Here is a 24,146-nt window from a genome sequence, read left to right as displayed (position 1 = left end):
ACCGGTGCCTTGGAAAAATAAAAACCAAGACACCGGTTTGTCCACCATGTCGCGACTGAGTTGTCAACTATGTCGCGACTGAGGACAAGAGTGCCCCAGAGAGGAATCGAACCTCCGACACCGGCTTTAGGAGAGCCGTGCTCTATCCACTGAGCTACTAGGGCAATAGTGCGAGAGTACCGCACCTGCGCGCGGCACTGAAAATCAGCTGCGACAATTCAGCTGCGCGGTAAATCAGCTGCGCGCTATGCTTCCGCCAGCTCCGCGAACTTCTCGCGCACCGCAGAGGCGGCTGGGTTCGTGGCGTGGGTGCCGTCGGAGTAGAGGACGGTGGGGACGAGGCGGTTGCCGTCGTTGACGGACTCGACCCAGGCTGCAGCGTCCTCGTTGCCTTCGCCTTCGACGTCGACGAGGTCGTACGGAGTGTCGGTGCGGTCGAGGTTCTTGCGCAGCTTCGCGCAGAAGGGACACCACTCGGTGGCGAAGATAGTGACGTGTGCATTGGTTTCGGGGGTCGCGGTCATGGTTACTTCCTCGTTCTTTCGTATCGTTGGTGCTTGTAGCGGGTCCCAGTCCTGGAAGTCTTCCACTCGCCGTCGCGTACCAGGGTGAATTCGCGGCCCAGGTGGGGCGCGAAAACTGGGTTGGGGAGGGAGGGGGCGACGTGGACGTCGATAAGCGTGAGCGCGACGACGTCGACCTGGTCGAGGGTTGCCTCATAGATCTGGCCGCCGCCCATGATCCAGGCGTCGGTTGCAAGATCCGGCAGGTCGGTTGAGACGACGGCTCCTTCAGACCACGCGCCCGGTTCGCGCGAGCTGAGCACGTGGTTGGTGCGGCCAGGCAGCGGCTTGAAGGGGAGTGACTCCCACGTCTTGCGGCCCATGATAACGGGGTGGCCCATGGTGACCTCTTTGAGGAACTTCAGGTCTTCCGGCACGTCCCACGGCATGTCGGTGCCGGTGCCGATGACTCGGTCGAGCGATTGCGCCCAGATCGCGCCCAGCACTACACCGACACCTGCGCCTTGATCGTCGGGTGCGGGTCGTAGCCTGTGACCTCGATGTCGTCGAAGCCGTAGTCAAAGATCGACTCCGCCTTGCGCAGCTTGAGCTGCGGGTACGGGCGCGGCTCGCGGGAGAGTTGCTCGCGGACCTGCTCGACGTGGTCGTTGTAGATGTGGCAGTCGCCGCCCGTCCAGACAAGCTCGCCGACCTTGAGCCCGGCCTGCTGCGCGAACATGTGCGTGAGCAGGGCGTAGGAGGCGATGTTGAAGGGCACGCCGAGGAACATGTCGGCGGAGCGCTGGTAGACCTGCATGCTTAAGGTCCCGTCGACCACGTAGAGCTGGAAGAGTAGGTGGCAGGGCAAAAGCGCCATCTTGTCTAGCTCGGCGACGTTCCAGGCAGACACGATGTTACGGCGCGAATCCGGGTTCTCTTTCAGTGTGCGCAGTGCCTCCGCGATCTGGTCCACGTGCGCTCCGTCCGGGGTGGGCCAGGAGCGCCACTGCACGCCGTAGACCGGGCCGAGCTCGCCGTTCTCGTCGGCCCACTCGTTCCAAATGCGGATGCCGTTGTCCTTGAGCCAGGAGATATTGGACTCGCCGCGCAGGAACCAGAGCAGCTCGCCGACCACGCCTTTGAAAAAGACCTTCTTGGTGGTCAGAAGCGGGAAAGAGTCGGCCAGGTCGTAGCGCAGCTGGCGGCCGAACAGGCTCACCGTGCCGGTGCCGGTGCGGTCGCCCTTGGCCTTGCCGTGCTCGGAGATTTCGCGCAGTAGATCCTCGTACGGGGTGGGGATCGTCACTGAGCGACCCCCTCAAAGCTGCCATGCTCCTCGTAGTACTTTGCGCAGGCGGCGAGCACGTCGTCGGCGATCTCCGGGCGACAGATCACCATGTCGGGCACGTAGGTGTCCTCGTTGTTAAAGCGCATTGGCGTGCCGTCGAGGCGGGAGCAGTGCAGGCCCGCGGCCAGGGATACGCCGACCGGAGCGGCCTGGTCCCACTCGTACTGACCACCGGCGTGCACGTAGGCGTCGTAGTCGCCCAGGAGCACGTGCATAGCCTTCGCGCCGGCGGAGCCGACCTTCGCAGTTTCGAACCCGAGGGCGTCGGCGACGGCGTCGGCCACGGCCGGCGGGCGGTTGCGCGAGATGGCAATCTTGCCGGCGAAGGGGCCGGAGACGTGGCGCACGTCCGAGGACTTAAACACCACGCCTAGGTCCGGCAGGCCGACGGCCGCGTGGATGGGCACGCCGTCTTCCACCAGGGCGATGTGCACGGCCCAGTCCTGGCGACCGGTGGCGAATTCCTTGGTGCCGTCAAGCGGGTCGACGATCCAGACGCGGTTGTTGTCCAGCCGCGAGTGGTCGTCCGCCGCCTCCTCGGACAAGAATGCGTCGCCCGGGCGGTGCTGCTCGAGTACCCGCGCGATCCAGTTCTGGGCCAGGTCATCGCCTGCCTCGCCCAGCTCGCGCCCTCGCAGCAGGCCGACGCCGCGGATCCCCTTGAGGATCTCGCCGGTGCCTTGGGCAATCAGGTTGGTCAACCGGGAGTCAGAATACTGCGCAGTCATAGTTCAAACACTACCGCAGTTTGCGCCCCCGTTATCCTTAACTTCTATGAGCACGGCGATCCTCGAGCGTTTCCACCCCCAGGTGTCCACCTGGTTCAGCGAGGTCTTCGCCGCACCCACTCCAGTCCAGGAAGGCGCGTGGCGCGCGATTGCCGACGGCGAAAACGCCCTCGTCGTCGCCCCAACCGGCTCCGGCAAGACACTCGCGGCCTTTCTCTGGTCGCTCAACTCGCTCGTCGAACGTGCGGGCCAGCAGGCATTGCCTATCGACGGCGCGCAGACCTCCACCCACGGCGGCGTGCGGGTCCTTTACATCTCTCCGTTGAAGGCGCTGGGCGTGGACGTGGAGAACAACCTGCGCGCCCCGCTCGGCGGGATTGCCCGCGTCGCCCAGCGGCTGGGCCGCGACATGCCGGATATTTCCGTGGGCGTGCGCTCGGGCGATACCCCGCAATCGGAGCGCAACCGGCAACTGAGAAAGCCGCCGGACATCCTCATCACCACCCCTGAGTCGCTCTACCTCATGCTCACCTCCAAGGCGGCGGGCATCTTGAAAACGGTCGACACTGTCATCGTCGACGAGATCCACGCGTTGGCCGGCACGAAGCGCGGCGTACACCTTTCGCTCTCGCTGGAGCGCCTGCGCCGCCTGGCCGGTAACTTCCAGCGCATTGGCCTGTCCGCCACCGTGCGCCCGCTCGAGACGGTGGCGAACTTCCTTGGCCCGAAGACCACGATCATCAACCCGCCCGCGAAGAAGCGCTGGCAACTCGACGTCCACGTGCCAGTGGAGGACATGTCGGACCTGCCGGTGCCGGAGGACGCGTCGACAATTGGCGAAGCGGTGATTGAAGGCGACGTCGAGACGCTTGCGACCGAGGCACCGCCGGGGACAACCTCCTCGATCTGGCCGCACATCGAGCGGGCGGTGTATGAGGAGGTGATGGCGCACCGCTCGACCATTGTGTTTGTGAACTCGCGGCGGACGGCAGAGCGTCTGACCAGCCAGCTCAACGAGCTGTGGGCGAAAGCCCACGACCCGGAGGCGCTCTCGCCTGAAACACGGCGCCCGCCGGCGCAGCTGATGAAGTCGGTAGACACCGCAGGGCACGCCGCCCAGGTCATCGCGCGCGCCCACCACGGCAGCGTATCTAAAGACGAGCGTTTACAGACCGAGACGATGCTCAAGGAAGGCTCGCTGCGCGCGGTGATCGCGACCTCCTCGCTCGAGCTGGGCATTGACATGGGCGCGGTGGACCTGGTCATCCAGGTGGAATCGCCGCCCTCGGTCGCATCGGGGCTGCAGCGCGTCGGCCGCGCCGGGCACACCGTGGGTGCGATATCCGAGGGCAGTTTTTACCCCAAGCACCGCTCCGACCTGGTGCAGACGGCGGCGCTGGTGCCGCGGATGCGCGAGGGCGCGATCGAGGAGTTGCGCACCCCGCGCAGCCCGCTCGACGTGCTTGCGCAGCAGACGGTAGCCGCAGTGGCTTACGAGGACGTGGACGTGGACGAGTGGTTCGACACCGTGCGCCGCGCCTGGCCTTACCGCGATTTGGCGCGCGAGGTGTATGACTCCGTGATCGACTTGGTCAACGGCGTGTACCCCTCGACGGACTTCGCGGAGCTTCGGCCCCGCGCCATCCTGGAGGGCACCACGCTGAAGGCCCGGCCTGGCGCGCAGCGTGTCGCCGTGACGAACGCGGGCACCATCCCAGATAGAGGAATGTTTGGAGTTTTTCTTGTCGGCGCGGACGACAAGGCACCCCGCCGCGTCGGCGAGCTGGACGAGGAGATGGTCTACGAGTCCCGCGTGGGCGACGTGTTCACGCTCGGCGCGTCGTCCTGGCGCATCGAGAACATCACCCGCGACCAGGTACAGGTCACACCCGCGCCGGGGCACACCGGCCGCCTCCCGTTCTGGAACGGCGAGGGCCCAGGTCGGCCCTATGAATTGGGGAAGGCGTTGGGGGCGTTTCGTCGACAAGCGCGCGCAGGCGAGGGCATCGATGCCTCGCTCGACGAGTTTGCCCGCGACAACCTCGTGCGCTACCTCGAGGAGCAGGAGGAGGCCACCGGCATTTTGCCGGATGAAAAGACACTCGTGCTCGAGCGCTTCACCGACGAGCTGGGCGACTGGCGCGTGGTCCTGCACACCCCCTTCGGCAAGGGCGTGAACGCAGCTTGGGCGCTGGCGACCGGCTGGCGGGTGGCGCAGGAAACCGGCATGGACGCCCAGGCCGTGGCGGGCGACGACGGCATTGTGCTGCGCCTGCCGCAGGGGGAGAAGGAGCCGGACGCCTCGCTCTTCCAATTCGACGCCGACGAGATCGCCGATATCGTCACCGAGCAGGTGGGCAACTCCGCGCTGTTCGCCTCCCGCTTCCGCGAGTGCGCCGCCCGCGCCCTGCTTTTGCCGCGCCGCAACCCCGGCAAGCGCGCGCCCCTGTGGCAGCAGCGCCAGCGCGCCGAGCAGCTTCTCGGCGTCGCGCGCAACTACCCGTCCTTCCCCATCATCCTAGAGACGGTCCGCGAGTGCCTCCAGGACGTCTACGACCTGCCGGCGCTTAAGGAGGTCGTGCGCGAGATCGCCACGCGCGGCATCCGCATCGCGGAGGTGACCTGTGATCAACCGAGCCCGTTTGCCTCCTCGCTGCTGTTCAATTACACCGGCGCGTTCATGTACGAGGGCGACACTCCGCTGGCGGAGAAGCGCGCCGCGGCCCTGTCACTCGACCCATCACTTTTGGCCAAGCTCCTGGGCACCGTGGAGCTGCGCGAGCTGCTCAGCGCCGAGGTGATCGCGGAAACCGACGCGAAGCTGCGCCGCCTGGGCCGCGCGAAAACCAGTGAGCAGTTTGCCGATACGCTGCGGATGGTGGGACCCGTGGCCGTCGAAAAGCTTGCGGACTACACCGAGGTTCCCCTACCCACATTGGAGGACAACCTGGCTGGGCGGGTGATGCGGGTGCGCATCGGCGGGCGCGAGCACATCGCGCAAACGCTCGATGCCCCGCTGCTTCGCGACGGCCTGGGCATCCCCGTCCCGCCCGGTGTCGCCGCCCAAGTCGCCACGATCCCCGACGCGCTGCAGCAGCTGGTGGGGCGCTGGGCGCGCACGCGCGGACCCTTTACCCTGCGCGACCTGGCAGACGCCTTCGGGCTCGCCGTCGGCGCGGCCTACGAACCCCTGCAGCGGCTGGTGGACCAGGACAAGGTGATCCCCGGACGCTACCGGCAGGGCGTGGACGAGGAAGAATACGTTGCCGCCGAGGTCTTGCGCATCATCCGCTCGCGCTCGCTGGCCGAGGCCCGCGCGCAGACGCAGCCGGTGACCCAGTCCGCCTTTGGGCGCTTCTTGCCGGCCTGGCACAACGTAAGCGCGTCCGGGGTAAGGCCAAGTTTAAGAGGCGCGGACGGCGTATTTAGCGTACTTGAGCAGCTGGCCGGGGTGCGCCTGCCTGCAAGCGCGTGGGAGTCGCACATCCTGCCCTCTCGCGTCGGGGATTACTCGCCGGTGATGCTGGACGAGCTCACGGCCTCCGGCGAGATCCTCATCGTCGGCGCGGGCAAAGCAGGGGCGCGCGACCCGTGGATCATGCTGCTGCCGGCCGATTACGCCGAGCAGCTCCTGCCGCAGGCTGAGGAACCGCAGCTGAGCCTGACTCAATCGCAGGTGATGGAGCGCGTCCGCGGCGGGGGCGGCTACCTCTTTGCCGACCTGCTCGGGCCTCTCACTGAGCGCACCACAACCACCGACGAACTGCGCGAAGCGATGTGGGACCTCGTCGAGGCCGGCTGCCTTTCCCCCGACTCGTTCGCGCCCATCCGCGCGCGGCTCGCCGGTGGGAAAGGAACATCGGCGCACCGCACGCGCCGCCGTCCGCAGCGCAGCCGCATCCGCTCAGGCCGCACCTCCTTTGCCAACACCACGCCACCCGACATGGTGGGCCGCTGGGCGGCGACCCCACGCGCCGACACCGACGCCACGCGTCGCTCCGTCGCGCTCGGGGAGAGCCTGTTGGAGCGCTACGGCGTGGTCACCCGCGGCTCCGTAGTTACCGAGGACATCCTCGGCGGCTTCGCGCTGGCCTACAAAACGCTCTCCGGTTTCGAGGCCTCGGGCAAGGCCCTGCGCGGCTACCTCATCGAGGGCTTGGGCGCCGCGCAGTTTTCCACCCCGGCGACCATCGACCGCCTGCGTGGGCACGCGGATTCCGACGACGTTCTCGGCTGGCCCTCCGGAACCCGCTCCCCGGACGTCCACGTGGTCGCCGCCACCGATCCCGCCAACCCCTACGGCGCTGCACTGCCGTGGCCTGCGCAGGGCCCGACCCGTGCGGCCGGAGCCATCGTCGTGCTTATCGACGGCCTCCTCGCCGCCCACATCACCCGCGGCGGCAAGACCATGACCACCTTCTTCGAGGGCTTCCCGGAGGGAGTAGGGGACCCGATGCCCTTGGTCGTGGACGCCTTGGCCGAAGCAGTGCAGGCAGGGAGAATGCAGCCGCTGGGGGTGGAGAAACTCAACGGGGGGCCGGCGTTTGGCCTGCGCGACTACGGTGCCCGCGTGACGCACAAGGGCGTCAAGATCGGTGCGAAGGCGGCGGCCGCGCCAAAGCGGCGAGGCAGGAGCGTGGCCGAGGCGCTTGGCGAGCTGGACGGGCCCGCCGAGGGCTTGAGCTTCGACGACTAGCGCGAGCCTCCACAGTAAAAGTCTGCAAAATGTAAACTACAAGTCCTGCAAAATGTAAAGTATGATTGCTGCAAAACGTTAAATAGGAGCGAATGTGGATACAAAGCAGCTGGCAGGACGCAGGTACCGACCGCGAATCGTCGATACGCGGCTCGAATTCTTGTTGCAGGCAAGCGGTGCCGTCATCATCGAAGGCCCACGCGGCTGCGGTAAAACGATGACGAGCCTGCATCACTGCGCGTCGTATGCGTTCATCGATGATCCCGCCACAAACCAGATTGCGCAGCTTGCGCCGCAGGCTGTGCTTGAGGGGCCACGCCCGCGGCTCCTCGATGAATGGCAAACTGCTCCTGACCTATTTAATCTCGTCCGGCGTGAAGTGGACGCCGTAGCAGAGCCGGGCCAATTCATCCTGGCTGGCTCGGCAGTGCCTGCGGACGATATCACCCGGCACACTGGGGCTGGCCGGTTTCTCCGCTTGCGCCAGCGCACGCTTACTCTGTTTGAGAAGGCAGAATACTCGCCAACTGTGTCGCTTACTGGATTGTTTGAAGCGCAACAGCTGCAGCCTGATACCAATCAGGTTTCATACGAGCAGGTCATCAACGATTTGCTCATTCCGGGTTTTCCTGGGTACCAAGCGGGCAATGAACACATTGTGCTGACGCAACTGCGTGGGTACCTTTCTGAGGCCGCGCGTTCGGATATGCAGCGCGTGGCGGATCTGCGTATCACTCCGCTCGCTACTGAGCGCCTCATTGCTGCAATTGCGAGGTCTACTGCGGGGGAAGTCGCTGTCTCGACGCTGCGCAAGGACCTGGATTCGGTCAGCCCCGGCATTTCACTGCCGACGGTAAATAAACTTCTGGATAGCCTGCAAAGAATATTTGTCGTAGAAACAGTGCCGGCGTGGGCTCCGCGTCTCCGATCGAAGGCTCGGTTGCGAGTATCTCCGAAGTATCACCTTGCCGACCCAGGGTTGGCGATCGCGGCGCTTGGCGCAACCTCTGCTTCGCTCACGGCGGATCCGGAGACGACCGGTTTCGTCTTTGAGTCTGCGGTAATCCATGATCTCGCCGTAATGGTTGAGTCAATGGGTGGGGCGATTCACCACTACCGGGATTCTAATGGCAATGAGATTGACGCTGTGCTTACGCTTCCCGACGGCCGTTGGGCAGCCGTCGAAGTAAAAACGGGCTTTGGCGGGGTTGAGCGAGGCGCAGCGTCACTCAAGAAAGCGATCGCCTCGATCGACCATGTTGCCGGCCCGCCAACATTTAGTGCAGTGATTACTGGCACTGGCGTGACCGCGCCCCTTGGCGATGGGGTAGTCACGTTTCCGCTCCACCAACTCCGGCCTTAGCGAGCCTACAATCGCATCATGCCCGAAGGTGATTCCGTCTATCAGCTCTCCAAGCGCCTGCAGTGGATGACCGGCCGCGAAGTCACAGCCACGAGTCTCCGCGTGCCCCGCTTCGCCACCGTCGATTTCACCGGCATGACCTGCGAGCGCGTCTGGCCCTACGGCAAGCACCTGTTCATGCAATTCGGCCCGGAAATCCTGCACACGCACCTGAAAATGGAGGGCACCTGGGCCTTCCACCGGGCGGGCCAGCGGTGGAGAAAGCCCGGCCATGCCGCCCGCGTGGTGCTCTCGCTTGCCGACGCCCACCACCCCGACATCGAACTCGTCGGCTTTTGGCTCGGACTCGTCCGAGTGTTCCCGGCCCGCGAGTACACCCAACAGATGGGGTATTTGGGCCCGGATCTGCTGGCCGCGGACTTCGACGCCGCCGAAGCCGTGCGCCGCATTGAGGCGAACCCGGAGCTGGAGATCGGGCGCGCCCTCTTAGACCAGCGCAACCTCGCGGGGATTGGTAACGAGTACCGCGCCGAGATCAACTTTCTGGCGGGGACCCACCCGGCGTTGAAGGTGGGGGAGGTGGACGTCGCTAAGCATGTGGCCCTTGCACGTCGCTTGATGTGGGCAAACAAAGACTCCCCAGTGCGGGTGACCACGGGGATCAAACGCGCTGGGGAGACGAGCTATGTCTTTGGCCGCAACCGGAAGCCCTGCAGGCGCTGCGGCACGCTCATTGAAAAGGGCTTCCTCGGCGGAGAGGGGGACCTAGAGCGGGTGATCTGGTGGTGCCCGCGGTGCCAGCCCGAGCCTTCGGGAAGATGGTAACCAAAGGATGGTAATCAACCGAGTAGTGCCGCATGCGGTGCCGGTGTGTACTCGGCTGATTACCGTTTGGTGGTTACCATCCTGGGGCAGCGTTGTGGCGCAACGTTACTGTGAGGCGGCCTTGCGCTCGTTGATGTCGCGGCGGATGAAGAAGACGAGGAAGCCGACGAGGATGAGGAGCAAGATGACGTAGGCGACCTTGGAGTAGGCGTCGACGTACTCGGTGACTCGCTCCCACTGGTCGCCAAGCGCGTAGCCAAGCGAAACCAGGATGGTGTTCCAGATACCGGAGCCCAGCGTGGTCCACAGGCCGAAGGTGACAAGGTTCATCCGGTCCAGGCCGGCGGGGATGGAAATCAGCGAGCGGATACCCGGGATGAGGCGGCCGAAGAAGATCGAGGCCTTGCCGTGTCGATCGAAAAACTCCAGCGAGGCGTCGACGTCGGAGGCCTTGACCAGCCACATCCAGTCGGCGATCTTGCGCAACCGCTCTTTGCCCAGCCAGGCGCCAACGCCGTAGAGGATGTACGCGCCTACCACGGAGCCGACGATGGACCAGATCAGCACCGAGGCGAAGGTCAGCGAGCCCTGCGCGGCGGTGAAGCCACCGAGCGGCAGAACGACCTCAGAAGGAATCGGCGGGAACACGTTCTCGAGGAGGATGGCGATACCAACGCCTGGACCGCCGAGCACCTCCATGAGGTTGACGATCCAGTCAATGATTGCTTGCACAGATGCTCCTTAGCGCGGGTAATTGAATCAACGCAATATTGTGCCTTACTGAACCTCGAGAGACCAAGTGTGCACGGGCGCGCCCGACTGCTGATTGGCTATGTATTGCCTGAGGACACGCGCCAACGCTTCTCGCCGCTCCTTCGTGGCCGACCGCGATTGGGGCGCAATCGCGTTGAGGGCATCGAGTTGCCACATCGCGCCGTTCTGGCGGGTGCGGGCGCGGTGCTCGATGATGCCCAGGTACTCGTCGGCGAGGGTCGAGTCGACGTCGAGAAGCTCGAGGCCCTCGTGCGCCAAGGGCAGGAGGTGGTCGGTGACCAGCTCGGTGACGTCGATGGTGCCCAGTGTCGGCCACTGTAGTTGTGCGGTGAGTCCGTGGCGCGCGCCTTCGCGGAAGTTGCGTTCCGCCTCGGAAAAGCTCAGGCGCGACCAGACTGGGCGGGTCTGCTCGCTCAGCGTCTTGACCATGCCGTAGTAGAAGGCGGCGTCCGCGATAATGTCTTTGACGGTCGGGCCCGCGGGCAACAGGCGGTTTTCCACGCGGATGTGGGATAGCTCCGTGTTCGGATCGTAGATGGGGCGGTTCCACCGCCAGATCGTGCCGTTGTGCAGGTTGAGGTAGTGCAGCCCGGGGCTGTCGCCTTTCATGAACGGGGCACCGGCCTGCATGCGGCCCTCGGGGATGAGCGGGGAGAAGTAGCGCACATTCTCCTCGAAGAGGTCGAAGACGCTGGTGATCCAGCGTTCACCGAACCAGACCCGCGGGCGCACGCCCTGGTTGATCAGCTCCTGGGTGCGCGTGTCGATGGACTGCTGGAAGACAGGGATCCGGGACTCGTGCCACAAGCGGTGGCCGAGAAACAGCGGCGAGTTCGCGCTCAGCGCCGCCTGCACTCCCGCGATGGCTTGGGAGGCGTTCCAGACGTTGGCGAAGCGGTCGGGAGCAACCTGCAGGTGTAACTGGATCGACGTGCAGGTGGACTCGGTGGCGATGTCCTCGAAGTCGTGGCGGTAGCGCTCCTCCCGCCACAGGTTGACATGCACGAGCTCGCCGCGGGTGTCCATGATGGACTTGCTTAGCCCCGCGTAGCGGTTCTCCGGCGTCATCCACGAGGTTTCCTGGAGGAACTTCGAGGTCATCGTCGGCAGCGTGCCGATCATGGCGACCTGGGAGCCGGCTTCCGACGCCGCAGCGTGCACCGCGTCGAGGCGCTGGGTCAGCCCGCGCTCGAGCTGAACAAGCCCGTCGCCGCCGATCGACATCGGCGGGTGGTTCAACTCGACGTTGTAGGCGCCGATCTCCGACTGATACTCGTCACCCAAACGCTCCAGCACAGCCTGGTTGTTGGCGTGCGGGGCCATCGTTTCGTCCACCAAGTTCAGCTCGAGCTCTAACCCGATGGTGCCGTGGCTGACAAACTCCGCCTCTTGCAGGTGGCGGTCGAACACCTCAAGTTCGTCCTCGAGGCGGCGGCGGTACACCGAGCGCTGGCGCGGGGTGTACGAGTCCGAGGAGATCTGCTCGCCCATCGTGCGTGACCTACTTCTTGCTTCGGTACCAGGAAATGAGCGCGTCGGTGGAGGCGTCGCCCGTGTCCGGGGTTTCCGCGCCGGCGACTGCGGCGGCCAAATCATTGGCCTGCTGCTTGCCCAGTTCCACGCCCCACTGGTCGAAGGAGTTGATGTCCCAGATCACGCCCTCGGTAAACACGATGTGCTCGTAGAGTGCGATCAGGGCGCCCAGGGTGAAGGGCGTGAGCTCTTCGGCCAGGATCGTGGTGGTCGGGCGGTTGCCCGGCATGACCTTGTGCGGGGCAAGTTCGGTGCTCACGCCTTCCGCCTCGATCGTCTGCTGGTCCTTGCCAAAGGCGAGCACCTTGGTCTGGGCGAAGAAGTTGCCCATGAGCAGGTCGTGCATCGAGCCCGTGCCGTCGGCGGTGGGGAAGTCCTCCTTGGGGCGCGCGAATCCGATGAAGTCAGCCGGAACCATGGTGGTGCCCTGGTGGAGGAGCTGGAAGAAGGCGTGCTGGCCGTTCGTGCCAGGCTCGCCCCAGTAGATCTCGCCGGTGTCGTAGGCGACCTGCGTGCCGTCGTGGCGCACCGACTTACCGTTGGACTCCATGGTCAGCTGCTGCAGGTAGGCAGGGAAGCGCGAGAGGTCTTCCGAGTAAGGCAGGACCGCGTGGGTCTGCACGCCGTAGAAGTTGCGGTACCACACGTTCAACAGCCCCATCAGCGCTGGGACGTTGCGGGAAAACTCGGTGGTGCGGAAGTGCTTGTCCATCGCGTGGAAGCCCTCGAGCATGCGCATGAAGTCCATCGGTCCGATGACGGCCATGAGGCTCAAGCCGATAGCGGAGTCCATTGAATAGCGGCCGCCGACCCAGTCCCAGAATCCGAACATGTTGGCTGTGTCGATGCCGAATTCGGCGACCTTTTCCTCGTTCGTGGAGACCGCGACGAAGTGCTTGGCAATCGCTCTCTCGTCGCCGTCGAACTGGTCAAGCAGCCAACGCTTCGCCGCATGCGCGTTGGTCAGCGTCTCCTGGGTGGTGAAGGTCTTCGAAGCGATGATGAACAGGGTCTCTTCCGCATTGCAGCGGTCCAGCACCGCAGCCATATCGGCCGGATCCACGTTGGAGACGAACTCGGCGGTAATGCCGGCGGTGGCGTATGCGCGCAGTGCCTTCGTCGCCATCGCGGGCCCCAGGTCGGAGCCGCCGATACCGATGTTGACCACCTTCTTAATCGTGTGTCCGGTGTGCCCGAGCCATTCGCCGGAGCGCAGCGCCGAGGCGAAATCGCGCATCCTGCCGAGCACCTCGTGGACATCGGCGGCCACGTCCTGGCCGTCGACTTCCAAGTCCTTTTCGGCCGGGAGACGCAGCGCGGTGTGAAGCACGGCGCGGTCCTCGGTGTTGTTGATGTGGTCGCCGCTAAACATCGCCTCGATCTTCTCGGCCAGGCCTGCTTCCTTTGCCAGGTTGGTCAGGGCGTCGAGCACGGTGGCGTCGATAAGCTGCTTGGACATGTCCACATGCAGCCCGGCCGCCTCGAAGCTCAGCGTGTTCGCGCGCTCGCTGTCGGCTGCGAAGAGGTCACGCAGCGTGGTCGTCGACTTTTCCGCGTGCAGTTGTTCCAGGTTTTTCCAGGCAGACGTGGATGTAATGTCGGTCATCATTCCTCCAGCAAAGATCGGATCGGATACGCTCCACGGTAGTCAAAAAGCCGCCACCGAGTGGCCCGAGATGTGCATAATGGGGCGCATGAGCATTGTGAAGATCAACGCGATATCTGTCCCCGAAGGCGCCGGCGAGGAATTGGAACGCCGTTTTAGCGCGCGTAAGCACGCCATCGACTCCCAGCCCGGCTTCGAGGGCTTCCAGCTGCTGCGCCCAACCAAGGGCGAGGACCGCTACTTTGTGGTGACCCGCTGGGCTGATGAAGCCGCCTACCAAGCATGGTGGGAGGGGGCGGGCAAAGCCGCGCACGGTAGTGCCGACGAGGCACCGAAGAAGCCCGTCTCGCAGAAGGCGGAGCTGCTCGAGTTCGACGTCGTGCTTGACTCGCTCGAGCGCGACTAACGGGGGCTGGCGGGGGCTAGCCGAGTTTCCCGCGGCCGAGGCGCAGCAGGATGTTGGCAAGCGCTGGGCCTTCCTCGCCCAGCTCGTCGCGGAACTGGTTGATGATGGCGACCTCGCGGGTGTGGACCAGCTTGGTGCCGCCCGAGCCCATCCGCGTTTTCCCGATCGCGCGGGAGACTTCCGCGCGGCGCTTGACCGCGTCCAAGATGACCCGATCTAAACGGTCGATCTCTTTGCGGTACTGCTGAATCTCCGCGTCCGATAGGGGGTCGTCGGTGCCGGAGGGCATGCGGACTGCAAAATCGCTCATGGTGTTGCATTATGCCACGCCGCTCAGCCTGCCTTTGTCCCACCAGGATGTTCGAACAGGCGCGGGGTGTGTGTTTGGGCGGTGGGTACGCTGAGATGCATGACTGATCTCACCCTCGGACTCAACCCCCAGCAGCAGGCAGCCGTGCAGCACGAAGGCTCCCCGCTGCTCATCGTCGCCGGCGCGGGCTCCGGCAAGACCGCGGTGCTTACCCGCCGTATTGCCTACCTTTTACAAGAGCGCGGGGTGGCACCGTGGCAGGTTTTAGCCATTACCTTTACCAACAAGGCCGCCGCCGAGATGAAGGAGCGCGTGGCGCAGCTTGTCGGGCCTGAATCGGAGCGCATGTGGGTGGCAACCTTCCACTCAGTGTGCGTGCGCATCCTGCGCCAGCAGGCGCAACTTGTGCCGGGACTGAACACGAACTTCACCATCTATGACGCGGATGATTCACGCCGCCTATTGTCCATGATTGCGAAAGACTTCAGCCTTGATCTGAAGAAGTTCTCGGCGCGGACGCTGGCCAACGGCATTTCCAACCTGAAAAACGAGCTCATCGACCCGCAGGAGGCGCTAGAGAAGGCGGAGCGCACCCGCAATCCCTTTGAGACGACTGTGGCGAAGGTCTTCGCCGAGTACCAGCGGCGGCTGCGCCAGTCCAACGCCTTGGATTTTGATGACTTGGTGGGGGAGGTCGTGCGCATCTTCAAGGAGCACCCGCAGGTCACCGAGTACTACCGCCGCCGTTTCCGCCACGTGCTGGTCGACGAGTACCAGGACACCAACCACGCGCAGTACGAGCTCATCCACACGCTCGTGGGCACGGGCCCGGATGCGCCGGAACTCGCCGTGGTGGGGGACTCGGACCAGTCCATTTACGCCTTCCGCGGGGCGACGATTCGCAACATCGAGGAATTCGAGCGCGACTACCCCAACGCCCGCACCATCCTGTTGGAGCAGAACTACCGCTCCACGCAGAACATTTTGAGCGCGGCGAACGCCGTCATCGCCCAAAACGAGGGCCGCCGCCCGAAGAAGCTGTGGACGGACCACGGCGCCGGGGAGAAGATCACCGGCTTCGTCGCCGACAACGAGCACGACGAGGCCCGCTTTATCGCCGGCGAGATCGACCAGCTCGCGGACAACGGGGTGCCGTACTCGGACATGGCGGTGATGTACCGCACCAACAGCGCCTCCCGCGCGCTCGAGGACATCTTTATCCGCTCCGGCATCCCGTACAAGGTCGTCGGCGGCACGCGCTTTTACGAGCGCCGCGAGATCCGCGACATCGTCGCCTATATGAAGGTGCTGGATAACCCGGACGACACGGTCAGTCTGCGCCGCATCGTCAACGTGCCCAAGCGCGCCATCGGCGACAAGGCGCAGGCGATGGTCGCGCTGCACGCAGAGAATCAGGGGATCAGCTTTGGCCAAGCGCTTGTCGACGCGGCGTCGGGGAACGTCGACATGATCAAGTCTCGCGGCAAGAACGCCATCGCCGGCTTTGTGGAGCTCATGGACGGTCTGCGCAAGGAAATGCCGGAGATGCGCAACGAGGTCACCGGCATGCCGGATCTGGGCCAGCTCGTCTCGCGGATCCTGGATGCCACCGGATACAGGGAGCAGCTCGAAGCCTCGAACGACCCGCAGGACGGGGCACGCTTGGATAACCTCAACGAGCTGGTGTCCGTCGCGCGCGAGTTCTCCTCCGAGGCCGCAAACCAAATCGCGTACATGTCAGACGAGGAGCTTGACTCCGTCATGGAAGAAGGGGAGCCCGCCCCCGGCTCCCTGCAGGCCTTCTTAGAGAAGGTGTCGCTGGTGGCGGACGCGGACCAGCTGCCGGACAACGAGCAGGGGGTCGTGACCATGATGACCTTGCACACTGCGAAGGGCTTGGAATTTCCCACGGTGTTTGTCACTGGCTGGGAGGACGGCCAATTCCCGCACCTGCGTGCCCTGGGCGACCCGGACGAGTTGGCCGAAGAGCGGCGTTTGGCCTACGTGGGCATCACCCGCGCCAAGCAGCGGCTGTACCTGACCCGCGCGATGCTGCGCTCCTCCTGGGGCAACCCGGTGACCAATCCCGCCAGTCGCTTCCTCGCAGAGGTCCCGGAAGACCTCATCGACTGGCGGAGACCCGAGCCTGCAGGCGGTTCCGACGCGTGGGGTCAGCCCGCGCCCATCGGCGGGCAGCGTACCCACCGCCGCCCAAGCGCCGGCCGCGGCGGCGGTGTCCGAGTGCACAAGGACTTGGACCTCGCGCCGGGCGACCGTGTCAACCACGCCAAGTATGGGCTTGGCACTGTGCTGACGGTGGAGGGCGCCGGTGTGCGCGAGACGGTGACGGTGGATTTCGGCTCCTCGGGCACCGTACGCCTCATGCTCATCGGCGGCGTGCCGATGGAGAAGCTCTAGCGGCTTAGGCGATGCGGATGCCCTGCTGCGCGAACCAACCCACAGGGTCGACCTGGTTGACGCCGTCCGGCTTGATCTCGAAGTGGAGGTGCGGGCCGGTGGACTGGCCCTCAGAGCCGATCTGCGCGATCTGCTCGCCGGCGCGCACGCGCTGGCCGACGGCAACGTTGTAGTGCGCCATGTGGCCGTAGACGGAGACCTCGCCGCCGTCGTGCTTGATTACTACCCAGTTGCCGAAGCCCTGCGCGGGGCCCGCGTTGATCACGGTGCCGTCCATCGCGGCGTAGATCGGGCTGCCGAGGCTGTTCGCGATGTCGATGCCGCGGTGTATCGTCCCCCAGCGCTCGCCGTAGCCGGAAGTGAACGTGCCGGTTGCCGGGGTGACCACCGTGCGGCCGTCCGCGGTGCGGCCGCGCTGCATTTTCACGCCGCCCGCGCCGTTGTTGGGGGAGAACTGGCTGCTGATTTCCTGGCCGAGGGCGCGTGGGTCGTAGACGATGTTGTAGTCGCCCACGGTCAGCGTTGCTCCGTTGCTCAGGATGGAGTCGGCGGCGTTGGCGAGATGTTGCACTGCCTCCTGCTGCGTGGCGACAGGGGCGCCGTTGAGCGTGATCGCGGGGGCGGCGAGTGCCGGCGCGGGGGACAACGCGAGCGCCGCGACGATAACCGCGGGGAGCAGGCGACGATGCATGTGCTTCAACCCTTTTCTCTTAGGAAAGCGAATACCGCGTTAGAATCTAGCGCGCATTCCCTGCCCAAGCAACGCTCTGACGTGCGAGTTTGTCGAATGGGTGTGTCATTTTTCACTGTTGCTGCAGGCCAGCCAGCTGTTACTAGAGTGAAAATTGTTATAAAAGTGACGTGGGTCGGGGGTGGTGGGGGCCCGGTGCTGAAGCACGAAAAATCGCCCCGGCAACGATGCCGGGGCGATTGTGAAGCCGTCTTAGAGCTGGATGCCGCGCTGCGCCAGCCACGGGGCCGGGTCGACCGGGGTGTCGCCGTCCGGGTGGATCTCGAAGTGGAGGTGGGAGCCGGTGGAGAAGCCGAGGCTGCCCATGCCGGCGATCTTCTGCCCGGCGGTGACGCGCTCGCCAACAGCAACGTCGAGGCTCTGCATGTGGCCGTAGACAGAGACGGAGCCGTCGTCGTGCTTGAGGCGGATCCAGTTGCCGTAGCCCTGGGCCGGGCCGGAGTCAATCACGGTGCCGTCCATCACGGCCAGGATCGGGGTCCCGGGGGCGTTGGCGATGTCGACGCCGTAGTGGAAGGAGCCCCAGCGGGGGCTGAAGCCGGAGGTGAATGCGCCTTCTGCCGGGCGGGCGACCTGCGGTGCGCGAGCGGCCTCATCGGCCTTCGCGACCTCGTCGGAGTGGGCGACCGCCTTGTCCAGCTGGTCAGCCAGGTTGACTACCGGCTTGTACTCGGAGATCGCCAGGATCTGCGGGGCGGTTTCGAGGGCGGAAGCGGCATCGTCGACAAGCTGATCGGTATCTGCTGCCAGGGCGACGTTCGCGTCGGTGGCGGGAGTGCCTTCGGAAGCGAGCGTTGCTGCTGCTGCGCCGCTGAGGCCAGCGGTGGAGACTGCGCCAGTTGCCACGGCCACCATGGCGACGCGACCCTTGTTCGGCGTCTGCTTACGGTGCTTGCCGCCCTGCTTTGATGCGCTGTACATAGGTCCCCTTAGAGAGTCCGACTCCGTGACCGCTCCGGGCCCGGATTGTAATCTTCCTGTTATCTACGAGAGGTTACTGTAACGAATTGGTCTCAGCATGGCAACTGGGTTCCTAAAAATTTTCTTAATCGTTTGCCACCACACTTTTTGTTACACATCCGGGTGTAGCGGGCCAGAGGAGTGTTGTACTTCGGGCGGCGCATGCTGAGGTGGCAGAGTTAGTGAGCGATGAGCACGAATTCAAATCCACGGTCCGCCCCGTCGTCACGCGCGCGCAGCGAGAGTCGCACCCGCGATCGCGCTGCAGCGCGGAGCCGCGTGAAAGCGCGAGCGCAGCGTGTAGAGCGCGCGCCAAAACGCGACAACCGCAAGCCGCCGGAGACCTGGCAGGAGCGTATCCGCCACTACTTCGCTTTCGCGGTAGTGCCGAACGCGGTGCTCGCACTCGGTGCCGTCGCGGTGTGCTTCGCAGTCTTGCTTATCGGCGGCTGGCCGCTGCCGTATCTGCCACTGACCATTGGCGAGTTCTGGCTTGTCGGCCACGGCGTTCCCGCAACCATCGACGGTGTGACCCTGGGCGCGGTTCCGTTGCTACCTGCCGTCGGCGTTGTCGCGCTGGTGGCAACGCGGGTGCGGGCGGCCACCGAGCACCGCGTGAGCATCCTCGACCTCTGGGCGCTGCTCGGGCTGACCCTGTGCATCCCGCTCGTACTTTCCGCAATCGCGCTGTTTATGGTCGCTGATGCCTCGAAGGTGTACCCCACCAGTGCTCCCTCGGTGGTGCAGGCGCTGGGCTACCCGCTCGCGCTGCACTTCATCGGTTTTTGCTTCGGGCTGCGCGCCGTGCTGTGGCGCGCGCTGGCCAAGCGCGTAGCCGTCCCGCCAATGCTTGTCGACGCCGCGCTGCACGCCGTGAACGCCACCCGCAACCTGCTCGCCGCAGGTGGTGGTGTCTTTCTGCTCCTTCTGGCGTGGAATTACCAGCGCGTTGGCGAGCTGGTTGGAAGCTACCCTAACCTCGGGGTCACGGGTGGGATCTGGCTGGTGCTGGTGTGCGTGCTCTACCTTCCCAACGCCGCGATCGCCACGCTCGCGGTCCTGCTCGGCGGCGCCTTCGAATATGCCGGCGTGGCAACCTCGCTGTTCGCCACCGGCAACGTGGCGCTGCCCCCGCTGCCGTTGCTTGCTGCGGTGCCTGCGTCCGTCCCGGCGTGGGCACCAGTGGCTATGGTGATCCCGGCGGCAGTGATCGTGGCGTCGCTGTGGAGGGTGCGCCCGAGCCTTGCCGTAGCGGGCGCGATCGGGGCGTGGGGCGGCGTCTACGGGCTCGTGCTTGGCGCTTTTGCTTCCGGCGAGGCGGGTGCCTACGGCACCGTGGGGCCGACCTTCTGGCTGCTCGGTGCCCTGCTGTTCGCGTGGCTGGTGGTCATCGCGGCGCTGGTGTGGTGTGTGGCGTGGGTGCGTGCACGTGGCGTCGACAAGCAAATGGCCCCTGCAGCCGCAAACACCGAGGGCGACTAAGCTATGGGCCGTGAGTAGCCAACCTTTGTCCGTCGTGGTGCTCGTTTCTGGCACCGGAAGCCTGCTGAAGGCGATTTTGGACGATACAGCAAGTCCCTACCGCGTCGACCTGGTCGTCGCGGATCAACTTTGCGCCGGCATCGAGCGCGCGAAAAACGCCGGGGTCCGCACCGCGGTTGTCCCAATGTCCGCCGATCGGGCGGCCTGGGATAAGGAGCTGACCCACACTGTGGCGAAGGTGCGGCCGGATGTCGTGGTTTCCGCCGGCTTCATGCGGATCCTCGGGCCCGAATTCCTCGCGGAGTTTGAGGGGCGCGCCATCAATACTCACCCCTCCCTGCTGCCGGCGTTCCCGGGCGCCCACGCCGTTGATGACGCGCTGAGTTACGGCGTGAAAGTCACCGGTTGCACGGTCCACTACGTTGACGCCGGAATGGATACCGGTGAAATCATCGCGCAGCGCGCGGTGCGCGTAGAGGAGGGCGACACGAAATCCACTCTGCACGAAAGAATCAAACAGGCCGAGCGTACGCAGATCGTGGATCTGCTGCGTCGAGCCTCCATTTCCAACGGGAAGGTAGTCTTCAATGGGAATCCAGATTAAGCGCGCGCTGATCAGCGTCTACGACAAGACGGGCGTGGAAGAGCTCGCCCGCGCGCTGGGCGAAGCCGGAGTGGAAATCGTCTCCACCGGCTCCACCGCTAAGCGCATCGCGGACGCCGGCGTGGCCGTGACCGAGGTCGCCGAGCTGACCGGCTTCCCCGAGGTGCTCGAGGGCCGCGTGAAGACCCTCCACCCGCGCGTACACTCCGGCATCCTGGCGGACCTGCGCAAGGACTCGCACGTCGCGCAGCTCGAAGAGCTGGGCATCGAGCCCTTCCAGCTCGTAGTGGTCAACCTGTACCCCTTCGAGGAGACCGTGGCCTCCGGCGCGGATTTCGACGCCTGCGTCGAGCAGATCGACATCGGCGGTCCGTCCATGGTGCGTGCCGCGGCGAAGAACCATCCGTCGGTGGCCGTGGTGACCAACCCCGCGCGCTACGCTGAGGTGATCGAGGCGGTCAAGGGCGAGGGCTTCGAGCTGGCAGACCGCAAGCGTCTTGCGCTTGAGGCGTTTACGCACACCGCGCAGTACGACGCAGCGGTGTCTTCCTGGCTGGCTGAGCAAATGGATGCTGAATCGGCGGAGGGCGACGCGCTGCGCTACGGCGAGAACCCCCACCAGGCCGCCCGCCTGATCAACGAAGGCTGGGGCATTGCGAACGCCACCCAGTTCGGCGGCAAGGAAATGAGCTACAACAACTACCAGGACGCCGACGCCGCCTGGCGCGCGGCCTGGGACCACGAGCGCGCCTGCGTTGCGATTATCAAGCACGCGAACCCCTGCGGCGTGGCCGTCTCCGACGCCTCGATCGCCGATGCACACGCCAAGGCGCACGCCTGCGACCCGGTCTCCGCCTACGGTGGCGTGGTCGCCGCGAACCGCGAGGTGACCGTGGAGATGGCGAAGCAGGTGCAGCCGATCTTCACCGAGGTCATCCTGGCTCCCTCCTACGAAGAGGGCGCAATCGAGGTGCTCAAGGAGAAGAAGAACCTGCGCATCCTTCAGGTCGAACCGAAGCAGCCGGGCGAGGAGCGCAAGCAGATCTCGGGTGGCTGGCTCGTCCAGGAGCGCGACGCCTACCAGGCCGATGGCGACGCCGCTGAACATTGGAAGCTGGTCGCGGGCGAGGCCGCCGACGAGCAGACCCTGGCTGACCTGGAGTTCGCGTGGCGCAGTGTGCGCTGCGTGAAGTCGAATGCGATTTTGATCGCGGACAACGGGGCGTCGGTAGGCATTGGCATGGGCCAGGTCAACCGCGTCGACTCCGCCAAGCTGGCCGTCGACCGCGCCAACACCCTGGACGAAGGTAAAAACCGCACCAACGGCGCAGTTGCCGCCTCGGACGCCTTCTTCCCCTTTGCGGACGGCTTCCAGCTGCTCGCCGATTCCGGCGTGAAGGCCGTGGTGCAGCCCGGCGGTTCCATCCGCGACGAGGAGGTCATCGCCGCTGCGGAGGCAGCCGGCGTGACCATGTATCTGACCGGCACGCGCCACTTCGCGCACTAAATCGCCGCTTTTCGACGCCGCGTGGCCCACTCCGGGTCACGCGGCGTTTGCATAGGCTGTGTGTCCTTTCCTGCTACCATGCACGTGTCCAGTACTTCTTAAGCAAAGGAGCGGCCCGTGTCTTCCCAGCTCTCTTCCCAGCCCTGGGCAAAGCAGATTATCGCTGCACTGACGGCGATGGGCATTGCCTTGCCCGTGGTCCCGCGCGTGGAGGAGCTCCCCGTTATCGGTGACGCGTACGTGCAGGCCTACAACAACCTGCCGGCAAACATTAAGCAGCAGGTGCCGCCGCAGTTGCGGCCCAAGCAACCGGGGCAGGAGAAGAAAGCCCCGGCAAAACCCGCGCCGGTTGCGCCTGATGCGCAGGCGAAGCTGCATCAGCTGGTCAAAGACGTGGTGGGGCGCCACGGGGGGCGAGCCGCTATTTCTGTGGCGGGTGCGGGCAGGCAGATTACGGTGGGGGACAACCGGGCGGAGCCCGCGTTTTCCACCATGAAGGTGCCGCTGTCGATCGCCGCGCTGCGCCAGAACCCCGCGTTTGCCGGCGACGTGCGCCTGGCCGTCACCGTTTCAGACAACCCGGCGGCGCATCGCATGTTCGCGCAGGTGCCTGCTTCGGCCTACGCCGGCGTGATTGCCGAGGCCGGCTCAAAGACCACTACGCCCGCAGGTTACGAAATGGGCACGCTGTGGACGACCGCAGACCAGGCCCAGTTCGCCTCCGGCTTGCGCTGCGTACGCGGCCATGAACCCGTACTGGACCTGATGGGGCAGATCACCCGCGACCAGCTCTGGGGGCTCGGCCAGATCGGCGGCGCGCGCTTCAAGGGAGGCTGGAATGTGCACGAGGACGGCTACCTTGCGCGCCAGTTTGGCCTGGTCCCAGGGCCGAACGGCGACATTGCCGTAGCAATTACCGCGCACAGCAACGGCGGCTACGCCGAGAGTACGCAGATGCTCAACGAACTCGCACGCGGCATTGAGGGAATGCGCGGCGGTTTACCAACCTCACGCTGCTAACCTCTCCTGAGATCCGAACGGAGACAAGCGCGCTGACGAAGAGCGCGGAGGAAGGCGGTAGCGCGTGGTCGACCCCGAAACGCATCAGGGCGACGATCCGCCTACCGCAGAGCTTCCTGCACTCTCACCTGAGGACGCCAACGAGCAGGATGTGCTGTGGGAGGACGATACGGACGAGGAACCCTCTTCCCTGACCACCGGGGTCTGGGTCGTCGGAGGGATAGTTGCGCTCGCGGCCCTCGTGATTGGCGTACTTCTCGCAGCCTCCGCCACGAGCCTTGCCAAGGGCGGGAAGACACCCGACCCTGTGACGAACACTGTCGTGGTGACGTCTACGCGACTGACTGAAGTAACCACGACGCGAGTCGTGACAACGCAGCCACCAACCTCTTCAAAGACAAGCTCTTCGAAGACACCACCGAAGAAGACAACGGCGAAGAAGGCGAAGAAGAGCGGATCGGCTTCAGCCAAGGCGACGACGACAAGTTCGAAAAAGACCACGACACCGGCGACACCGACGACGACACAATAGCGCACACACCGCATTGCCGGATATTTTTCCGGTAATGTTCATGGAGTGTCCAGGGTTTGGCTATGATCTACTCGTATCCATGTGCAGACATACCCCAAGGCAGTAGCCGGTATCGAGGGAAAGGCCGAGAGTGAATAGCAATTACGGACAGGGCACCCCCAACCCAGACACCGAGCAGTGGGCAGTCCCTGAAGCCGGAGGGCAGCAGTTTCCTTCCCAGGGGTACCCGCCCCAGCAGTACCAAGCGCCCGCCTACGCGCAAAGTCCGTACCCATACCCGCAGCAGACGACCGGGAAGAATGCAACGCCCTGGGTCATTGCGCTCGCTGGTGTGCTCCTCGCGGCGCTCGTGGGCGTGCTCGCATACATGGGAGGCGCCGGGCTTTTCAGCCGTGGCGGTGGTGACAGTCAAGAACCGGTTGTTGTCACTGAGGTTGAGACACAGACGCTGAATCAACAGGTGCCGGCACAGCAGCAGGCTCCGGCTCCCGAACCTGCCCCAGCGCCTGCGCGGTACTCCTACGGGAACTACTCCGCAGCATCCAGCAAGACCTCGGGGCCATTTGCCGCGAATGTCTATAGCGCATTCGTGGACGCGTATAACAGCACCGGGAGCCCGAATGTGACCGTGGATGTGTATAGCCCGGTGACTGGCAATACCTATACCATGTCGTGCAGCGGCGGCAGCACAGTGTACTGCACTGGCGGTAACAACGCACGCGTCCGGATCTGGTAACGGATGCGTCGCGCGAGCGCAGTAGCGCTGGCCGCAGCGGGGTG

General features: G+C 65.0%; 21 protein-coding genes and 1 tRNA gene. 11 read left to right on the top strand and 11 right to left on the bottom strand.

Going from position 1 to position 24,146, the window contains the following annotated elements:
- Nucleotides 1-91 precede the first annotated feature (91 nt).
- The 5 genes from M3G14_RS07380 to M3G14_RS07360 form a co-directional block, all read right to left on the bottom strand.
- Nucleotides 92-164: transfer RNA gene (locus tag M3G14_RS07380), tRNA-Arg, on the bottom strand.
- An 81-nt stretch (nucleotides 165-245) separates the two neighbouring features.
- Nucleotides 246-524 (bottom strand): mycoredoxin, encoded by a 279-nt coding sequence (locus M3G14_RS07375; protein ID WP_259925865.1) that lies wholly within the window; start codon nucleotides 522-524, stop codon nucleotides 246-248.
- A gap of 2 nt (nucleotides 525-526) precedes the next feature.
- Entirely contained in the window at nucleotides 527-1,009 is a 483-nt protein-coding gene (locus tag M3G14_RS07370; protein ID WP_259925864.1) for a dihydrofolate reductase, read from the bottom strand.
- Nucleotides 1,009-1,809, bottom strand: coding sequence for a thymidylate synthase (locus M3G14_RS07365; protein WP_259925863.1), 801 nt, complete (start codon nucleotides 1,807-1,809; stop codon nucleotides 1,009-1,011). Before M3G14_RS07365 ends, M3G14_RS07370 begins: the two co-directional genes overlap by 1 nt.
- Nucleotides 1,806-2,579, bottom strand: a complete 774-nt coding sequence (locus M3G14_RS07360) for a 3'(2'),5'-bisphosphate nucleotidase CysQ (protein ID WP_259925862.1) — start codon at nucleotides 2,577-2,579, stop codon at nucleotides 1,806-1,808. The genes M3G14_RS07365 and M3G14_RS07360 overlap by 4 nt, the downstream gene beginning before the upstream one ends.
- 46 nt (nucleotides 2,580-2,625) lie before the next feature.
- On the opposite strand from M3G14_RS07360, the gene M3G14_RS07355 reads away from it, so the two are divergent.
- The 3 genes from M3G14_RS07355 to M3G14_RS07345 all read left to right on the top strand — a co-directional run bounded on the left by M3G14_RS07355 (nucleotide 2,626) and on the right by M3G14_RS07345 (nucleotide 9,463).
- Complete coding sequence (locus M3G14_RS07355) at nucleotides 2,626-7,275, top strand: ATP-dependent helicase (RefSeq protein WP_259925861.1); 4,650 nt, start codon at nucleotides 2,626-2,628, stop codon at nucleotides 7,273-7,275.
- Nucleotides 7,276-7,369: 94 nt separating this feature from the next.
- Entirely contained in the window at nucleotides 7,370-8,638 is a 1,269-nt protein-coding gene (locus M3G14_RS07350) for an ATP-binding protein (protein ID WP_259925859.1), read from the top strand.
- Between the two features lie 18 nt (nucleotides 8,639-8,656).
- Complete coding sequence (locus M3G14_RS07345; RefSeq protein ID WP_259925858.1) at nucleotides 8,657-9,463, top strand: DNA-formamidopyrimidine glycosylase family protein; 807 nt, start codon at nucleotides 8,657-8,659, stop codon at nucleotides 9,461-9,463.
- Nucleotides 9,464-9,568: 105 nt separating this feature from the next.
- Here the strand turns inward: M3G14_RS07345 and M3G14_RS07340 are convergent, their stop codons facing one another.
- Genes M3G14_RS07340 through pgi form a run of 3 tightly spaced genes read right to left on the bottom strand, consistent with a single transcriptional unit; the run spans nucleotide 9,569 to nucleotide 13,376 of the window.
- Entirely contained in the window at nucleotides 9,569-10,195 is a 627-nt protein-coding gene (locus tag M3G14_RS07340) for a DedA family protein (protein ID WP_259925857.1), read from the bottom strand.
- 45 nt (nucleotides 10,196-10,240) lie between these two features.
- Complete coding sequence (locus tag M3G14_RS07335) at nucleotides 10,241-11,728, bottom strand: glutamate-cysteine ligase family protein (protein ID WP_259925856.1); 1,488 nt, start codon at nucleotides 11,726-11,728, stop codon at nucleotides 10,241-10,243.
- Between the two features lie 10 nt (nucleotides 11,729-11,738).
- The gene (gene pgi, locus M3G14_RS07330; RefSeq protein ID WP_259925854.1) at nucleotides 11,739-13,376 is read right to left on the bottom strand and encodes a glucose-6-phosphate isomerase; all 1,638 of its coding nucleotides are present in this window, start codon (nucleotides 13,374-13,376) and stop codon (nucleotides 11,739-11,741) included.
- Nucleotides 13,377-13,464: 88 nt separating this feature from the next.
- Between pgi and M3G14_RS07325 the strand changes: the two genes are divergently transcribed.
- Entirely contained in the window at nucleotides 13,465-13,782 is a 318-nt protein-coding gene (locus M3G14_RS07325; RefSeq protein WP_259925853.1) for an antibiotic biosynthesis monooxygenase, read from the top strand.
- 16 nt (nucleotides 13,783-13,798) lie between these two features.
- Here the strand turns inward: M3G14_RS07325 and M3G14_RS07320 are convergent, their stop codons facing one another.
- On the bottom strand, nucleotides 13,799-14,092 hold the full coding sequence (locus M3G14_RS07320) for a chorismate mutase (protein ID WP_259925852.1): 294 nt from the start codon (nucleotides 14,090-14,092) through the stop codon (nucleotides 13,799-13,801).
- A 99-nt stretch (nucleotides 14,093-14,191) separates the two neighbouring features.
- Here M3G14_RS07320 and pcrA point away from each other — a divergent pair, with 99 nt between their 5' ends.
- On the top strand, nucleotides 14,192-16,510 hold the full coding sequence (pcrA, locus tag M3G14_RS07315; RefSeq protein ID WP_259925851.1) for a DNA helicase PcrA: 2,319 nt from the start codon (nucleotides 14,192-14,194) through the stop codon (nucleotides 16,508-16,510).
- 4 nt (nucleotides 16,511-16,514) lie between these two features.
- On the opposite strand, the gene M3G14_RS07310 is transcribed toward pcrA, so the two are convergent.
- Together M3G14_RS07310 and M3G14_RS07305 are read right to left on the bottom strand one after the other, a co-directional pair.
- Entirely contained in the window at nucleotides 16,515-17,201 is a 687-nt protein-coding gene (locus M3G14_RS07310) for a M23 family metallopeptidase (RefSeq protein ID WP_259925850.1), read from the bottom strand.
- Nucleotides 17,202-17,453: 252 nt separating this feature from the next.
- Entirely contained in the window at nucleotides 17,454-18,182 is a 729-nt protein-coding gene (locus M3G14_RS07305) for a M23 family metallopeptidase (RefSeq protein WP_259925849.1), read from the bottom strand.
- Between the two features lie 318 nt (nucleotides 18,183-18,500).
- Between M3G14_RS07305 and M3G14_RS07300 the strand changes: the two genes are divergently transcribed.
- From M3G14_RS07300 to M3G14_RS07275, 6 genes are all read left to right on the top strand, one after another.
- Nucleotides 18,501-19,703: a DUF6350 family protein gene (locus M3G14_RS07300; RefSeq protein WP_259925848.1), complete on the top strand. Its 1,203-nt coding sequence runs from the start codon at nucleotides 18,501-18,503 to the stop codon at nucleotides 19,701-19,703.
- 10 nt (nucleotides 19,704-19,713) lie between these two features.
- Nucleotides 19,714-20,307, top strand: a complete 594-nt coding sequence (purN, locus tag M3G14_RS07295; protein WP_259925847.1) for a phosphoribosylglycinamide formyltransferase — start codon at nucleotides 19,714-19,716, stop codon at nucleotides 20,305-20,307.
- A complete protein-coding gene (gene purH / locus M3G14_RS07290) occupies nucleotides 20,291-21,814 on the top strand; it encodes a bifunctional phosphoribosylaminoimidazolecarboxamide formyltransferase/IMP cyclohydrolase (RefSeq protein WP_259925846.1) in 1,524 nt (507 codons plus the stop codon). The genes purN and purH overlap by 17 nt, the downstream gene beginning before the upstream one ends.
- A 117-nt stretch (nucleotides 21,815-21,931) precedes the next feature.
- A complete protein-coding gene (locus M3G14_RS07285) occupies nucleotides 21,932-22,834 on the top strand; it encodes a hypothetical protein (protein ID WP_259925845.1) in 903 nt (300 codons plus the stop codon).
- Between the two features lie 64 nt (nucleotides 22,835-22,898).
- Nucleotides 22,899-23,366: a hypothetical protein gene (locus tag M3G14_RS07280; protein ID WP_259925844.1), complete on the top strand. Its 468-nt coding sequence runs from the start codon at nucleotides 22,899-22,901 to the stop codon at nucleotides 23,364-23,366.
- 130 nt (nucleotides 23,367-23,496) lie between these two features.
- Nucleotides 23,497-24,102 carry a hypothetical protein gene (locus tag M3G14_RS07275; RefSeq protein WP_259925843.1) on the top strand — a complete coding sequence of 202 codons (606 nt, stop codon included), beginning with the start codon at nucleotides 23,497-23,499 and terminating at the stop codon, nucleotides 24,100-24,102.
- Nucleotides 24,103-24,146: the final 44 nt, after the last annotated feature.

It is taken from the genome of Corynebacterium sp. p3-SID1056, assembly GCF_025152525.1.
Lineage (GTDB): Bacteria > Actinomycetota > Actinomycetes > Mycobacteriales > Mycobacteriaceae > Corynebacterium.
Note: the sequence above shows the minus strand (reverse complement) of the source record. Positions and strands in the feature narration are given on the sequence as shown.

What these genes read in the sequence shown, in the direction of transcription:
- M3G14_RS07375 (WP_259925865.1), bottom strand. Translation starts at nt 524, where the DNA reads ATGACCGCGACCCCCGAAACCAATGCACACGTCACTATCTTCGCCACC.
- M3G14_RS07360 (WP_259925862.1), bottom strand. Translation starts at nt 2,579, where the DNA reads ATGACTGCGCAGTATTCTGACTCCCGGTTGACCAACCTGATTGCCCAA.
- M3G14_RS07355 (WP_259925861.1), top strand. Translation starts at nt 2,626, where the DNA reads ATGAGCACGGCGATCCTCGAGCGTTTCCACCCCCAGGTGTCCACCTGG.
- M3G14_RS07345 (WP_259925858.1), top strand. Translation starts at nt 8,657, where the DNA reads ATGCCCGAAGGTGATTCCGTCTATCAGCTCTCCAAGCGCCTGCAGTGG.
- M3G14_RS07335 (WP_259925856.1), bottom strand. Translation starts at nt 11,728, where the DNA reads ATGGGCGAGCAGATCTCCTCGGACTCGTACACCCCGCGCCAGCGCTCG.
- pgi (WP_259925854.1), bottom strand. Translation starts at nt 13,376, where the DNA reads ATGACCGACATTACATCCACGTCTGCCTGGAAAAACCTGGAACAACTG.
- M3G14_RS07325 (WP_259925853.1), top strand. Translation starts at nt 13,465, where the DNA reads ATGAGCATTGTGAAGATCAACGCGATATCTGTCCCCGAAGGCGCCGGC.
- M3G14_RS07320 (WP_259925852.1), bottom strand. Translation starts at nt 14,092, where the DNA reads ATGAGCGATTTTGCAGTCCGCATGCCCTCCGGCACCGACGACCCCCTA.
- pcrA (WP_259925851.1), top strand. Translation starts at nt 14,192, where the DNA reads ATGACTGATCTCACCCTCGGACTCAACCCCCAGCAGCAGGCAGCCGTG.
- M3G14_RS07310 (WP_259925850.1), bottom strand. Translation starts at nt 17,201, where the DNA reads ATGCATCGTCGCCTGCTCCCCGCGGTTATCGTCGCGGCGCTCGCGTTG.
- M3G14_RS07305 (WP_259925849.1), bottom strand. Translation starts at nt 18,182, where the DNA reads ATGTACAGCGCATCAAAGCAGGGCGGCAAGCACCGTAAGCAGACGCCG.
- purH (WP_259925846.1), top strand. Translation starts at nt 20,291, where the DNA reads ATGGGAATCCAGATTAAGCGCGCGCTGATCAGCGTCTACGACAAGACG.